The sequence below is a fragment of the Ideonella alba genome, assembly GCF_018069845.1.
GTDB classification, from domain to species: Bacteria; Pseudomonadota; Gammaproteobacteria; order Burkholderiales; family Burkholderiaceae_C; genus Ideonella; species Ideonella alba.
Window position 1 is genome coordinate 1 of the sequence record NZ_JAGQDD010000004.1, and the last position, 13,777, is coordinate 13,777.

General features: G+C 69.0%; 12 protein-coding genes. 9 read left to right on the plus strand and 3 right to left on the minus strand.

Features of this window, described 5'->3' with window-relative positions; all coding sequences use genetic code 11:
- The 3 genes from KAK03_RS07705 to tagF all read right to left on the minus strand — a co-directional run.
- Positions 1-3,778: beta strand repeat-containing protein (locus KAK03_RS07705; protein ID WP_210853032.1), on the minus strand; the 3,778-nt coding region annotated here is incomplete at its 3' end.
- Positions 3,779-3,845: 67 nt separating this feature from the next.
- The gene (locus KAK03_RS07710; protein ID WP_210853034.1) at positions 3,846-5,573 is read right to left on the minus strand and encodes a ShlB/FhaC/HecB family hemolysin secretion/activation protein; all 1,728 of its coding nucleotides are present in this window, start codon (positions 5,571-5,573) and stop codon (positions 3,846-3,848) included.
- 134 nt (positions 5,574-5,707) lie between these two features.
- Entirely contained in the window at positions 5,708-6,373 is a 666-nt protein-coding gene (gene tagF / locus KAK03_RS07715; protein ID WP_210853041.1) for a type VI secretion system-associated protein TagF, read from the minus strand.
- Between the two features lie 328 nt (positions 6,374-6,701).
- Between tagF and tssA the strand changes: the two genes are divergently transcribed.
- From tssA to tssE, 9 genes are all read left to right on the plus strand, one after another.
- Positions 6,702-7,790: a type VI secretion system protein TssA gene (tssA, locus tag KAK03_RS07720; protein ID WP_210853043.1), complete on the plus strand. Its 1,089-nt coding sequence runs from the start codon at positions 6,702-6,704 to the stop codon at positions 7,788-7,790.
- A gap of 107 nt (positions 7,791-7,897) precedes the next feature.
- On the plus strand, positions 7,898-8,398 hold the full coding sequence (gene tssB, locus KAK03_RS07725) for a type VI secretion system contractile sheath small subunit (RefSeq protein ID WP_210853045.1): 501 nt from the start codon (positions 7,898-7,900) through the stop codon (positions 8,396-8,398).
- 47 nt (positions 8,399-8,445) lie between these two features.
- Complete coding sequence (gene tssC / locus KAK03_RS07730) at positions 8,446-9,945, plus strand: type VI secretion system contractile sheath large subunit (RefSeq protein WP_210853047.1); 1,500 nt, start codon at positions 8,446-8,448, stop codon at positions 9,943-9,945.
- Positions 9,946-9,987: 42 nt separating this feature from the next.
- On the plus strand, positions 9,988-10,491 hold the full coding sequence (locus KAK03_RS07735; protein ID WP_210853049.1) for an Hcp family type VI secretion system effector: 504 nt from the start codon (positions 9,988-9,990) through the stop codon (positions 10,489-10,491).
- Positions 10,492-10,615: 124 nt separating this feature from the next.
- Positions 10,616-11,131 (plus strand): type VI secretion system tube protein Hcp, encoded by a 516-nt coding sequence (locus KAK03_RS07740; RefSeq protein ID WP_210853051.1) that lies wholly within the window; start codon positions 10,616-10,618, stop codon positions 11,129-11,131.
- Positions 11,132-11,158: 27 nt separating this feature from the next.
- A complete protein-coding gene (locus tag KAK03_RS07745; RefSeq protein WP_210853052.1) occupies positions 11,159-11,782 on the plus strand; it encodes a type VI secretion system tube protein Hcp in 624 nt (207 codons plus the stop codon).
- A gap of 25 nt (positions 11,783-11,807) precedes the next feature.
- Positions 11,808-12,395, plus strand: a complete 588-nt coding sequence (locus KAK03_RS07750) for a zinc ribbon domain-containing protein (RefSeq protein WP_210853054.1) — start codon at positions 11,808-11,810, stop codon at positions 12,393-12,395.
- Positions 12,396-12,417: 22 nt separating this feature from the next.
- Complete coding sequence (locus KAK03_RS07755; protein WP_210853056.1) at positions 12,418-13,248, plus strand: type VI secretion system accessory protein TagJ; 831 nt, start codon at positions 12,418-12,420, stop codon at positions 13,246-13,248.
- Complete coding sequence (tssE, locus tag KAK03_RS07760) at positions 13,241-13,768, plus strand: type VI secretion system baseplate subunit TssE (protein ID WP_210853058.1); 528 nt, start codon at positions 13,241-13,243, stop codon at positions 13,766-13,768. The genes KAK03_RS07755 and tssE overlap by 8 nt, the downstream gene beginning before the upstream one ends.
- Positions 13,769-13,777: the final 9 nt, after the last annotated feature.

A 13,777-nucleotide genomic window follows, 5' to 3' on the forward strand; every position in this document is an offset into this window, starting at 1 on the left:
TGGTGCCGTTGGTGGCCGCCATCACGTCGTTGCCGGCGCCGCCGTCGATCACGCCGACGAAGCTGCCCACGCCGCTGGCCAGCGTGAAGGTGTCGGCCCCGCTGCCGCCGGTGATGGTGGCAAAGCCGCTGAAGCTGGTGACACCGTTGAAGGTGCCGGCGGCCGCGCCGGTCAGGCTCCAGCTGTTGGTGCCGTCGGTGGCGCTGAAGGTGTCGTTGCCGCCACCGCCGATGATCGAGCCGGTGTAGCCCGTGACGCCGCTGGCCACGGTGACGGTGTCGTCGCCGGTGCCGCCCTGCAGCGTGGCGACGCCGGAGATCGCGGTGCTGCTGTTGAGCGTGACCGTGCTGTTGCTGGAGACCGTCCAGGTGTTGCTGCCATCGGGCACGATCACCACATCGGCGCCGCCGCCGCCGGCGATCGAGCCGTTGAAGCTGGCCAGACCCGACGGGAAGGTGAAGGTGTCGGCGCCCGTGCCGCCGCGCATCGACTCGATGCTGCTGAAGCTGGTGTCGGTGTTCACCGTGCCGGTGTTGGCCGCCGTCGGCGCCCAGGCATTGGTGCCGTTGGTGGCCGCCATCACGTCGTTGCCGGCGCCGCCGTCGATCACGCCGACGAAGCTGCCCACGCCGCTGCCCAGCGTGAAGGTGTCGGCCCCGGTGCCGCCGGTCAGGGTACCGATGGCACTGAAGGTGGTCACGCCGTTGAGCGTGCCGGCGCCCGCGCCGGTGATGGTCCAGGCGTTGGTGCCGTCGGTGGCAGTCAGCGTGTTGTTGCCCGCGCCGCCCAGCAGCGTGCCGGCAAAGCCGGTGGCGCCCGCAGCCACGGTGAAGGCGTCGTCGCCACTGCCACCCTGCATCGACTCGACCGAGGTGATCGTGGTGCTGGTGTTCAGCGTGACCGACGAGCCCCCGTTGAGCAGCCAGGCGTTGTTGCCGTCGGTCATCACCAGGCTGTCCGCCGTGCCACCGCCGCCGGCGATCGAGCCGTTGAAGCTGGCCAGACCCGCCGCCACGGTGAAGGTGTCGGCGCCGCTGCCGCCGGACAGCGACGAGATGCCGCTGAAGGCGGTGGTGGTGTTGAGCGTGCCGGTGTTGGCCGCGGTGATCGACCAGGCGTTGGTGCCGTTGGTGGCCGCCAGGATGTCGGTGCCGCCGCCCCCGACGATCGAACCGCCGAAGGTGGTGACGCCGGTGTTGAGGGTGAAGGTGTCCGAGCCGGCGCCGCCATTGAGCGTGCCGATGCCGCTGAAGGTGGTCAGGCTGTTGAGCACACCGGCGTTGGCGCCGCTGATCGCCCAGCTGGTGCCACCGGCCGTCAGCGACAGCGTGTTCGAGCCGCCGCCACCGACGATGGTGCCGGCAAAGGCGTTGGCCGCCGTGGGCGCGGTGAAGCTGTCGTTGCCGCTGCCACCCTGCAGGGTCTCGGTGGAGGTGATCGTCGTGGTGGTGTTGAGCGTCACCGAGGAGCCGCCGCCGAAGTCCCAGCTGTTGGCACCATCGGTCATCACCAGGCTGTCCGCCGCACCGCCGCCGCCGGCGATCGAGCCGTTGAAGGTGGACACGCCGGCCGCGAAGGTGAAGGTGTCGGCACCCGAGCCGCCGCTGAGCGACTCGACGTTGCTGAAGCTGGTGCTGGTGTTGACCGTGCCGGCCCTGGCCCCGGTGATCGACCAGGCATTGGTGCCGTTGGTGGCCCCCAGCGTGTCGGTGCCGCCGCCGCCGTCGATCGAGCCGTTGAAGCTGGTGACGCCGGTGTTGAGCGTGAAGGTGTCACCCCCGGAGCCGCCCTGCAGCGTCTGCACGTTGCTGAAGGTGGTGTTGCCGGCCAGCGTGCCGGCATTGGCGCCCGAGATCAGGAAGGTCCGGCCGCCATCGGTGATGCCCAGCGTGTTGTTGCCCGCGGCGCCATTGAAGCTGCCGGTGAAGGGCGTGATGCCGGTGCCGAAGGTCAGCGTGTCGTCGCCCGCGCCACCCAGCGCCGCGATCGAGGTGCCCGCCGGCGCCGCATTGACCGCCAGGGTACCGCCGGCCCCGCCCTGGCCGAAGCGCAGGTTCATCACCGAAGTGCCGCCGTTGGCGGTGACCACGCTGCCCAGCGTCAGGTCGGTGCCGGCGTTGAGCGTGACACTGCCCCGGGTCGTGATGACCGCATTGACGCTGATCGCGCCGGTGGCGTCCAGCGTGATCAGGCTGCTGTTGTTGGCGTTCGGGCGGGTGTTGGTGATCGCGGCATTGACCGTCAGGTTGTTGTCGGCGTGCAGCGTCAGGGAGTTCTGGTTGTTCCAGGAGATGGCGGAGCTGACCAGCAGGTTGCCGACTTCGGTCACTCCGGTGTTGTCGGCGGTGGTGACCGAGACGCTGGTGGTGTTCAGGCGGTTCTCGATCAGGCCGGCGCCGAGCGTGGCGCCGTCACCGTCCGGCACGAAGACGCCGTTGCCACCGGTGTCGTTGATGTTCGAGCGGCCGTTGCCGTTGACGATCTCCACATTGCGCGGGTCGAGCAGCCACAGACCGACAAGGCCATTGGGCGCCAGCGTGTTGACCTGGCCCACCGCCTCCAGGGCGTTCCTGGACGAGGTCTCGATCAGGCCGCCGTCGCCACCGCGAACACCGCCCTGGGCCGAGATCGAGCCCCCGAAGCGGGTCGAGTTCTCGGACCACAGCACGACCTCGCCGCCCTGACCCTGGTCACGCGCATCGGCCATGATGGTGGCGCGGGTGCCCATGAACACCGCGTCGGCGTTGTGCGATTCGCCCTGGCCCCGGAAGCCCCCGCCCACATGGACCACACCGCCACCGGCAGAGCCCGAGGCATCGATGCGCGCGTTGTCGAACAGGCCCACGTGGTGGCCCAGCACGTCCACCGAGCCGCCGGTGGAGCCGGCGGCCTGGCCACTGGCGTCGATCGAGCCACGCACCAGGGTCTGGCCGGCGGTACCGCCGTCGATCACGACCTGACCGTCCTTCATGCCCAGCGAGCGCGCCTGCACCACGCCGTTCATGTTGAGCACCGTGTCGGCAAAGCCGGCGCGGGCCTGGGCGCGCATGTCGACGGTGCCGCCGCCCTGGGCCAGCACCTGGCCCAGCACGTCCAGCCGGGCGTCGAGCTTGCTGTTGGCCACATTGAAGAAGATCAGGCCGTCGCCTTCAACGTCGACCTGCACCCGCTCCGCCGCCGCCAGGCCCACGCGCTGGCCCTGCAGGCGCCCGCCCACCGACAACTCGGGCGAGATCAGCGCCAGCGTGCCGCCATGCACGTCGATCACGCCATCGGCCTGCAGCTTGCCCGGCTGGCCGTTGCCCGCCGACAGCAGGTAGCGACCGGCCATGAAATCGGCGTCGGTCATGCCCAGCGTGGTGGCCATGAACCCGCCCGCGTCGACGCGCGAGCCCTTGCCGAAGACGATGCCGTTGGGGTTGATCAGGAAGACCCGTCCGTTGGCGCTGATCTGGCCCATCAGCGCCGAGGCATCGACACCCACCACCCGGTTCAGCAGCACCGCGCTGCTGTTGGGTTGCTGGATGCGCAGCCACTCGCCGACGTTCACCGAGAAGCGGTCCCAGTTGACGATCGCCTTCTGGCTGCCCTGCTGCACCAGCAGCTGGCCCGGCGCCACCGGCTTGACGGTCACCTGGCCGGTCACCACCTGGGCGCCCTGCGGCAGGGCCAGTGCGGCGGTGTCCAGGAACATCAGGCAGGCGGCCCAGGCCACCGGACGCCACCCGGGCAGGGGTGCGCGCGACAGGGTCAGGGCGGATGCGGTAGTGCGCTTCATGGTGGAACTCTCGGCAGGTCGGTCTGCAATGCGGACGGGCGGTCAGGCAGCTTCGCCTGGGCGGGCCTCAGAAGTAGTAGCTGGCCTGGACATAGATGCGCGGGTCACGTGCCAGGGTGTCGCCGGTGGCGGTGCCACGCAGCTTCCAGGCGACGCTCATGCGCATCGAGTAGGCCTTCTGGCGCGCCCACACCACCGACAGGCCGGCGCCGGCATAGCGCGCCTCGTTGCGGTAGTTGGCGGCGCGGGGAATCTGGGTGGGGTCGTGGCGCAGCAGCACATAGGCGGCATCGCCGAAGACCGAGAACACCAGCTCGCGCGCCCAGCGGTCGAACAGCGACTCGGGCGGCAGCCAGCGCAGCTCGCCGGTGGCCACCAGGCCGCTGTCGCCGGTGCCCTCGCCGGGCGCGAAGGCGCGCACGCCGTCGGGGCCGCCGATGCGGAACTGCTCGGTCGTGTCCAGGTTGTGCAGCGCGTACTGGCCATGGACCGAGCCGTAGACCATCAGGCGCTCCACCGGCAGCGCCTGCAGGCGGGTGTAGGCCAGGTTGAGCTTGGCGAAGCGCGCAGCGCTGTCCAGGCCCTGCGGCCGGCCATCGGGGAAGCGCAGCGTGCCCAGGTTCATCGAGGCCTGGAAGGTGTTGACGCCCCCGCCGAACAGCGCGTCGCGGAAGTCGCCGGTCACGCCCAGGCCCAGCACGTCGGCCTGCTTGAGCGTGGAGGAGCCGGCGGCCGAGTCGTCGTACTGCTTGTGGTCCAGCGAACCCAGCGCAAACAGGTTGATGTTGCGCGACCGCAGCCACGGGTACAGCGCGAACGCATTGACCGTGACGCCGGTGCCTTCCAGGCCCAGCGGGAACTCGACCTCGCTGAGCTGGTAGCGCAGCCCCGACACCGAGGCGCCCACCTTCAGCCCGTTGCCGAACAGCGGCGTGTTGTAGCCCAGCAGCACGAACTGCATGCCGCCGTTGACCGAACCCAGGCCGGACAGCGTGATGCCATCGCCGCGGCCGAAGGGGCTGTCGTAGGACAGCATCGCGCCGATCCGCTCGCGGCCGATGAAGCGCGAGCCGTTGGCATCGACGTCGACCTTGCCGTTCCACTGCGGATCGGCCTTGGGCGTGAATTCAAGGATGGCGGTGCCGGGCTGGCTGCCTTCCTTCACCTCGGCGCGCAGGTTGATGCCGCGCAGGTCGCCGATCAGGAACACCGCCCGCTCCACCGCCTGCACGGTCAGCACGTCACCGGTGCGCAGTTGGTCGAGGTAGGACTGGATCACCTCGCAGCGCACCGGCAGCGGCTGCGATTCGTCGCAGTTCAGCACGTAGCGGTCGAGCTTGCCGACCAGCACGCCGATCGTGATCACGCCCTCCTTGGGCGCCTGCTCGGGAATGTAGGCGTAGCCCAGGTAGTAGCCCAGGTCACGCTGCAGGTAGCGGGTGATGTCGCTGGCGGCGTTGACCAGGTCCTCGTAGCTGCGGCCCTTGCCCACATAGGGCGCGGTGATCGTGGCCAGCGCCTGGCGCAGGGCCTCGGGGGCGTCGTCGGCCACGCGGTAGGCGTTGACGTCGATCGTCAGGTTGTCGTCGCGCTTGCCCAGTTCGCGCTGCACCGGCGCCACCGCACCGTCCACCAGGATCGGCGTGCTGGTGCGCGGCAGACGGGCGTCGCCCCCCAGCGACGAGGGGCTGGGCACCGACGGTGGGGTGGGCACGAAGGCGCCTTCGGCCGGGGGCGGCGCCACCTGGGCCTGCGCGGCAGTGCCCAGGGCCCATGCCAGCAGGGTGGCCGTCATCACGGGACGGAGCGATCGGCGCTGGGGCCGGGGGGCTCCGCTGTGCTGGGCGTTCATCGTCGGAATCTCCTCGTCATACAAGTCTGCGGTGCGGGCGTTGTCGGGGCAGTGTGCCCGCAGTCCGGCCGGGTCGGTCATGCCCAGGCCTCGAAAAGCGATGCGGCCGGCGGCAGGCCCTGGACCAGCTGGCAGGCCCCGTCGGTCGAACATCCGCGCTGCCACAGCGAGCGGCCCGCGCGATGTTCGGTGAAGAGGCGTCGCCCTGCCACCCCCATGGATGCTAGGGCGTCCGCTGCAAAGATGACGCGATCTTGCGCCAGATCCAGGTCGGCCGCGCTGGGTGGCGCACGGCGCTGCGGGTCTGCGTCGAGCTCGGCCTCCAGGCGCTCGATGGACCAGTCGTCGTGCAGCGCATCGACCGCGGTGCGCTCCAGGCGCTCCAGCCACCAGCCCAGGGCCTCGCCGTCGGCGGGGTCCAGCGGCCAGCCGGCCAGCGGTGCCAGCAGGGTCAGCGGAAAGTAGCGGCCGACGCTGTCCACCGAGGGGATCAGCACGCCCGCCCAGGCATGCTGGCCCAGCTTGCCCGGCGCGACCCCGGGCGCCAGCACGAAGCGCCAGACCGGCGCGGCCAGGAACTGCGCCTGCCAGTCGTCGGCATGGCGCTCCCGCAGCGCGGCCAGGCCCAGCGAGAGCCAGCTGTCCCACCAATCGATGACATCCTGAGGCAGGCGCCGGGACACAAAGTCGCCGGCTGTTGGCAATTTGCCAAACCATCCCGGTGCGATGAGGGTCTCGAACATGGCGCAGTCGGTTTGGCGAAGGTCAAACGGCCGTCGCGGCGGAGCGATCGGCCACCACAGGCTGGGGGGTCGGAGGACAGAGCGGTCGGCCCACAATGCGCGCTGCCGGGCATCGCCGCGGCCGACCGGCGAATTCTTCCTCGTTTTTATCCCCGGCCAAGGCCTGGCCTCCCCCTATGGTCAACCCTGACCCCATGCTAACCAGCGCTAATGCCCGCGCCCACATCGGCGTGATATATTGGCGGAACGCTATGGATGCACGCCACATGCCCGTCGTGATTGCCACCACACCCGGACCTGACCAGCCGGACACCCGGAGGACGGCTGGATGAGCGAATCCTCAGGACCCAAGCATCCGTCGGTCGAGTCCATCGACCGCCAGGTCGACGCCTGGCTCGAACCGGTGGGCGACGCCCCCTGCGGCGAGAACATGGAGTACGAGCTCGACTTCCTCGAGTTCTCGCAGGCCGCCGAAGGCAAGCCCGAGACCCAGTTCTCGGCCGCCGAGCCCCCCGTCTGGAGCGACGTCGAGTCGCGCGCCGTGGCGCTGATGGAGCGCACCCGCGACCTGCGCATCGTCGTGCCCTGGATCCGCGCCCAGCTCTATGAACACGGCCTGCCGGCGCTGGCCCCGGGCGTGCGCCTGCTGCATGGCCTGATGGAGCGCTTCTGGGAGCAGCTCCACCCCGAACTCGACCCGGACGACGGCGACCCCTTCGCCCGCATCACCGCGGTCAGCTCGCTGGCCCAGTTCAACGGCCTGCTGGGCGACACCCGCGAGTGCCCACTGCTGGTCGACCGCCGCCTGGCCGGCCTGCGGGTGCGTGACGTCGAACTCGCGCTGGACCGCCTCACGCCCAAGCCCGACGAGGACCCGCCCTCGCTGGCCCACGTGCGCGGCGTGCTGACCGACCCTGACCTGGCCGAGCCCGGCGCGCAGCTGCGCACCGCGGTGCTCGACGCGCAGGAGCAGCTCAAGGAGCTGCAGCGCCTGATGCAGGACCGCTTCGGCTTCGAGCGCTCGGTCGACCTCAAGCCGATCCGCGGCATGCTTGATGCCGTGCTGGGCCTGCTGCCCGAGTCCTTCGACGGCGCCAGCGCCGGCAGCGGCGACGGTGCCGGCAGTGACGGCGGCGAGGGCGGCGGCGAGGCCGCGGCAGATGCCCCGCGTGCACGCCGGGGTGGCGGCGCCTGGAGCGTGGAATCGCGGGAAGACGCGCTCAAGGCCATCGCCCTGGTCTGCAACTACCTCGAACGCCACGAGCCCACCAACCCGGCCCAGTTGCTGCTGCGCCGCGCCGAACGCCTGATCGACAAGAATTTCCTGCAGCTGGTCCGCGATCTCGCACCCGATGCGATCAACGAAGTTGCTCGAATCATGGGGGTTGATCCCGATAGCATCACGTCCGACCATTGAGGGCTCCGGTGCGGTCGGCCGCTGCTGCGGACAGACCAACCCGTTGCCCGCTGGTCACTCCTTCGCCCTGACCCTGACAACTCTCTTTCTCAACCCGGAGCCAACACATGGGAAGCAGCCAGAAATTCATCGCCCGCAACCGGGCGCCTCGGGTCCAGATCGAATACGACGTCGAGCTCTACGGCGCCCAGAAGAAGATCCAGCTGCCCTTCGTGATGGGCGTGATGGCCGACCTGGCCGGCAAGCCCGAGGAACCCCTGCCGCCGGTGGCCGACCGCAAGTTCCTCGAGTTCGACGTCGACAACTTCGACACCCGCATGAAGGCCATGAAGCCGCGCGCGGCCTTCACCGTGCCCAACACCCTGACCGGTGAAGGCAACCTGTCGGTCGACCTGACCTTCGAGAGCATGGACGACTTCTCGCCGGCCGCCATCGCCGCCAAGACCGAGGGCCTGAAGCAGCTCCTCGAGGCGCGCCAGCAGCTGTCCAACCTGGTCACCTACATGGACGGCAAGGGCGGCGCCGAAGAGCTCATCGGCAAGGTGCTCAACGACCCGGCGCTGCTGCAGTCGCTGAGCAGCACCCCCAAGCCCGAAGGCGACGCCTGAGCGTCTGACCCCCAGCCCCTTCGAACACCCAGAACCCGGAGCTACCGATGGCCGATCCCCTGCAGCAAGGCAATGCGTCCTTTGCCGGCGTGACGATGGAAGGCAGCGATTTCGCGTCGCTGCTCAGCAAGGAATTCAAGCCCAAGTCCGAAGAGGCCCGCTCGGCCGTCGAGACCGCGGTGCAGACGCTGGCCCAGCAGGCGCTGACCAACGCCAAGCTGATCAGCAACGACACCGTGGCCACGATCGAGTCGATGATCGCGGCGATCGATCGCAAGCTGTCCGAGCAGGTCAACCTGATCCTGCACCACCCCGACCTCCAGAAGCTGGAGTCGGCCTGGCGCGGCCTGCACTACATGGTCAACAACACCGAGACCGACGAGCAGCTGAAGATCCGCGTGATGTCCATCTCCAAGCAGGAGCTGGGCAAGACCCTCAAGCGCTACAAGGGCACGGCCTGGGACCAGTCGCCGCTGTTCAAGAAGCTCTACGAGGAAGAGTACGGCCAGTTCGGCGGCGAGCCCTTCGGCGCCATCGTCGGCGACTACCACTTCGACCACTCGCCGCCCGACGTCGAGCTGCTCGGCGAGATGTCCAAGATCGCCGCCTCGGCCCATGCCCCCTTCATCACCGGCGCCGCGCCGACCGTGATGCAGATGGACTCCTGGCAGGAGCTGGCCAACCCGCGTGACCTGACCAAGATCTTCACCACGCCCGAGTACGCCGCCTGGCGTTCGCTGCGCGAGTCGGACGACGCGCGCTACCTGGCGCTGTGCATGCCGCGCTTCCTGGGCCGCCTGCCCTACGGCGCCAAGACCAGCCCGGTGGACGCGTTCAACTTCGAGGAAGACACGGTCGGCGCCGACCACGACAAGTACTCGTGGTGCAACGCGGCCTATGCGATGGCCACCAACATCAACCGCTCCTTCAAGCTCTACGGCTGGTGCTCGCGCATCCGCGGTGTCGAGTCGGGCGGCGCGGTCGAGAACCTGCCGGCCCACACCTTCCCCACCGACGACGGCGGCGTGGACATGAAGTGCCCCACCGAGATCGCCATCTCGGACCGGCGCGAGGCCGAACTGTCGAAGAATGGCTTCCTGGCGATGATCCACCGCAAGAACTCGGACTTCGCCGCGTTCATCGGTGGCCAGTCGCTGCAGAAGCCCGCCGAGTACGACGATCCGGACGCCACCGCCAACGCGGCCCTGGCCGCCCGCCTGCCCTACCTGTTCGCCTGCAACCGCTTCGCGCACTACCTGAAGTGCATGGTGCGCGACAAGGTGGGCTCGTTCAAGACCCGCGACGCCATGGAGCGCTGGCTGAACGACTGGATCGGCAACTACGTCGACGGCGACCCCACGAACTCCAGCGAAGTGACGAAGTCCGAGCGCCCCCTGGCAGCGGCCGAGGTCGTCGTCGAGGAGGTCGAAGGAGCACCGGGCTACTACCAGTCCAAGTTCTTCCTGAAGCCTCACTACCAGCTCGAAGGTCTGACCGTGTCGCTGCGGTTGGTGTCCAAACTGCCCTCCGAGAAATCCGGCGGCTGACAACCGCACCCTTCCCCTTAACCCTGCACGGAGAAACTGCACATGCCCGGTAATACCTTCATCAAGTTCGACGCGGTGCCAAAGGGCGAGTCGTTCCAGGACGGCCACCACGGCGACCAGGGCTGGATCGAGATCGGCGACTGGAGCTGGGACATCGAGGCCGAGACCAGCTTCCTCAAGGGCGGCGGCGCCAGCGTGGGCAAGCCCACCCCCGGCAACCTGTCGTTCAGCCACTACTACGACAAGGCCTCGCCCGTGATCATGGGCAAGATCGTCGCCGGCACCGCCTTCGGCGTCGTCACCATCGAAAGCCTGAAGCAGACCGGCGCCAAGAACCCCGAGATCTTCATGCGCCTGACGATGACCGACGTGTTCATCACCAAGGTCTCGTCCAAGGGCGGCGAAGACGGCTCGGTGAACCAGGACGTCGAGATGGTCTTCAAGAAGATCAAGGTCGAGTACAAGGCCCAGACCAACCAGGGCAAGCTCGAGAGCTCGTTCATCCCGTTCGAGTGGGACATCGCGGCGATGAAGCTGCTGCAGTAAGGCCCAGGCCGCACTGCCCGTGCACGGTTTCTCCGGCCCTGTGCCAGCCGGACCGGGAAACCCTGCCGAAGTCGCGCGCGCCTCGGCGCGCGCGCTTGATTTGTCCTGAGCCCACGGTCCCGCCATGAGCGACACCCTCTTCTACCTGGACATCACCTTCGAGAAGGCCGGACAGTTGCGTGGCGAATCCACCGTGGCCGGCTTCAAGCACCAGATCGAGATCGACGGCTGGAAATGGGGCATGTCGGTCCAGGAAGTGCGTGCCGAGGTGTCGCAGCGCGACGGCTCGGGGGTCAAGTTCGAGACGCTGGACCTGTCCGGCTACTTCGACACCGCCACGATCAACCTGCTCAAGGCCCTGCGGCACCGCGACAAGTTCACCAAGGCCAGGTTGTCGATGATCCACGCGGTGCAGCCCAAGGACCGACCTCGGGAACTGCTCACGATCGAGGCCCGCAACGGCTACGTCGAGGACCTGCAACTCGACATCAACAGCGGCAAGGTGGCGCAGATCAAGTGCTCCCTGAAGCTGTCCTATGCGCTGATCGGGGTCGACTACTACCCGACCACCAAGCGCCGAGACGAACACTCCGGCCGCCTGACCTTCTCCGCCGAGGCGCGGGGGCGCAGCGACCGCTGATCTCCTTCCTGCACAGGCGCACCCACCATGCCGTCCACCCCGTTGTTCATGTCGCTGTCCACCGAGGGCGGCGGCCCCGTCGTCGGCGAAAGTGAAGTCGACGGCTTCGAGAAATGGATCGAGCTCGACGACTGGAACTGGGGCGCCGCGTTCCAGCAGGCCGAGGGCGATGGCCGTGACGAGGTCGTGCCCACCAAGTTCAGCTTCACCAAACCGCCCGACCGCTCGTCGACGGTGCTGATGAAGGCCCTGAACACCGGCAAGCCCTTCCCCAAGGCCCAGATCTGCTTCTCGGACTGGACCTACAACGAGTTCGAGCTGTGGGTGGAGCTGACCAACCTGCGCATCATCAGCCTGTCGATGACCGGCTCGCTGTCGGACGCCTCGGCCGACATGGACGAGCACTGGGAGTGCGACTTCAACTCGATCAAGTTCAAGCACTACGTCAAGAACCCCCTGGGCCAGAAGGTCGCCACCGACGCCGAGATCATGCGTCCGCCCAATGCCTCGCTGAACGCGCCGCGCCGCCAGCGTCCACGGCGCGATGACGACGACCGCGACGACGACGGCAACGACCGCGATCGCGATGGCCGGGGCGGCAACAACCGAGCCGGCTCGCGCAATGGCGGCGGCGGCAACCGCCGCAACTGAGCGGCACAGCCAGCGAGGCCCACCCATGCCCCTGAACCAGTACCGCGACCTCAGCGTCATCGGCTCGCACATGCAGGCGGGCTTCCAGTTCGAGTTCGCCTGTGCCCACTGCTCGAACACCTGGCGCAGCCCCTTCAAGCCCTACCGCATGGGCCAGCTGTCGACGCTGCTGCACAAGTTCACCTTCCTGCTGCCCGGCATGGACAACGCCGGCCGCGCCAGCACCAGCCTGGCCGACATGCGCGCGAAATCGGCCCGCGACAGCGAACTGGCCACCGCGATGCGCCAGGCCGAGAGCCAGTTCGTCAACTGCGAGGTCTGCCACGCCACCGTCTGCAACGAGTGCTTCAACCCGTCCGAGGGCTGCTGCGAGAAATGCGCTGTCGAGCGCCGCGGCGGCGCCCGCTCGGCCGGGGGTGGGGGCGCCACCGCATCGGCCAGTGCCGATGCCGCCGGCGCCTACTGCCCCAACTGCCGCACGCCCAGCGACGGCGGCCGCTTCTGTGCCGAGTGCGGCTACGACCTGGCCAGCACGCACAAGAGCTGCCCCGCCTGCGGCGCCATGACCTCGCGCTCGGCGCGCTTCTGCACCGACTGCGGCCACGCCTTCTGAGCGCCCCTGCGGCGACCCCACCATGAACGACGCCCTTGCCACTGCCGAAACCGCCCTGCGCGCCGGCGACCCCCAGTCCGCCCTGGCGGCACTCACCCAGGCGGTGCGCGCCAAACCGGCCGATGCCCGGCTGCGGGTCTTCCTGGCCCAGCTGCTGTGCGTGCTGGGCCAGTGGGAACGCGCCCACACCCAGCTCAACGTGCTGGCCGACATGGACAGCGAAGCCGGCCCGATGCGCGAGATGGTCGGCCACGCACTGCGCTGCGAAAAGCTGCGCGACGCGGTCTTCGCCGGCCGCCGCTCGCCGATGGTCTTCGGCCAGCCCGACCAGTGGCTGGCGCTGCTGATCGAATCGATGCTGCAGGCCGGTGCCGGCGATGCCGCGCAGTCGCACGCGCTGGCGGCGCGCGCCTTCGACGAGGCGCCGGCCACCGCCGGCACGATCGACGGAGTGGCCTTCGACTGGATCGCCGATGCCGATTCGCGCCTGGGCCCGGTGCTGGAGGCCGCGATCAACGGCAAGTACTACTGGGTGCCCTTCTCGCGCCTGTCGGCCATCCGTTTCGAGGCGCCCACCGACCTGCGCGACCAGGTCTGGCTGCCGGCGCGCCTGACCTTCGCCAACGGCGGCGAAGCGGTGGCCATGGTGCCCTCGCGCTACCCGGGCAGCGAGAAAAGCACCGACGGCCTGATCCTGATGGCCCGCAAGACCGAGTGGCGCGAGGGCGGCCCGGAGCGCTGGTTCGGCCTGGGCCAGCGCGTGCTGGTCACCGACCAGGGCGAGCACGACCTGCTGTCGATCCGCCACATCGAGCTGCAGCCCAGCGCCGGCGAGGACGCCGCGAATGGCTGAACTGGCCTCGCGTGACCGGCTCCAGCCCTCCCTGCTCGACCGGCTGATCGATCCCGAGCCCCGTCAGCAGACCGAGACGGCCGCCGCGCGCGTGCTGACCCGTCAGCAGTTGCGCCAGGCCGTGCTGCGCGACCTGAGCTGGCTGTTCAACGCCACCCGCCCCGAGCCCGAGCCGCGCTCCGAGCGTCGCGCCGAGCACCAGCTCTGGCAGCACAACGAGCTCGCCCGCCGCTCGGTGCTGAACTTCGGCATGCCGGCCTTCTCGGGCCAGACCCTGTCCTCGGTCGACATCCCCACCATCAAGCGGGCGGTCGCCGACTGCATCAAGACCTTCGAGCCGCGCATCGACCCCGCCACGCTGGAGGTCGACGTCAAGGTCGACCACGACAACCACCACAACACGATGCAGATGACGATCCGCGGCTTCATGTGGAACCAGCCGGTGCCGCTGGAGCTGCTGCTGGCGGCCGACGTCGACTTCGAGACCGGCACCACCCGCCTGCGCGACGTGCGCGCCTGACCCGCCAGA

Excerpts from the sequence above, each read along its gene's own strand:
- KAK03_RS07710 (WP_210853034.1), bottom strand. The coding sequence starts at position 5,573 with ATGACGGCCACCCTGCTGGCATGGGCCCTGGGCACTGCCGCGCAGGCC.
- tagF (WP_210853041.1), bottom strand. The coding sequence starts at position 6,373 with ATGTTCGAGACCCTCATCGCACCGGGATGGTTTGGCAAATTGCCAACA.
- tssA (WP_210853043.1), top strand. The coding sequence starts at position 6,702 with ATGAGCGAATCCTCAGGACCCAAGCATCCGTCGGTCGAGTCCATCGAC.
- tssB (WP_210853045.1), top strand. The coding sequence starts at position 7,898 with ATGGGAAGCAGCCAGAAATTCATCGCCCGCAACCGGGCGCCTCGGGTC.
- tssC (WP_210853047.1), top strand. The coding sequence starts at position 8,446 with ATGGCCGATCCCCTGCAGCAAGGCAATGCGTCCTTTGCCGGCGTGACG.
- KAK03_RS07735 (WP_210853049.1), top strand. The coding sequence starts at position 9,988 with ATGCCCGGTAATACCTTCATCAAGTTCGACGCGGTGCCAAAGGGCGAG.
- KAK03_RS07740 (WP_210853051.1), top strand. The coding sequence starts at position 10,616 with ATGAGCGACACCCTCTTCTACCTGGACATCACCTTCGAGAAGGCCGGA.
- KAK03_RS07745 (WP_210853052.1), top strand. The coding sequence starts at position 11,159 with ATGCCGTCCACCCCGTTGTTCATGTCGCTGTCCACCGAGGGCGGCGGC.
- KAK03_RS07750 (WP_210853054.1), top strand. The coding sequence starts at position 11,808 with ATGCCCCTGAACCAGTACCGCGACCTCAGCGTCATCGGCTCGCACATG.
- KAK03_RS07755 (WP_210853056.1), top strand. The coding sequence starts at position 12,418 with ATGAACGACGCCCTTGCCACTGCCGAAACCGCCCTGCGCGCCGGCGAC.
- tssE (WP_210853058.1), top strand. The coding sequence starts at position 13,241 with ATGGCTGAACTGGCCTCGCGTGACCGGCTCCAGCCCTCCCTGCTCGAC.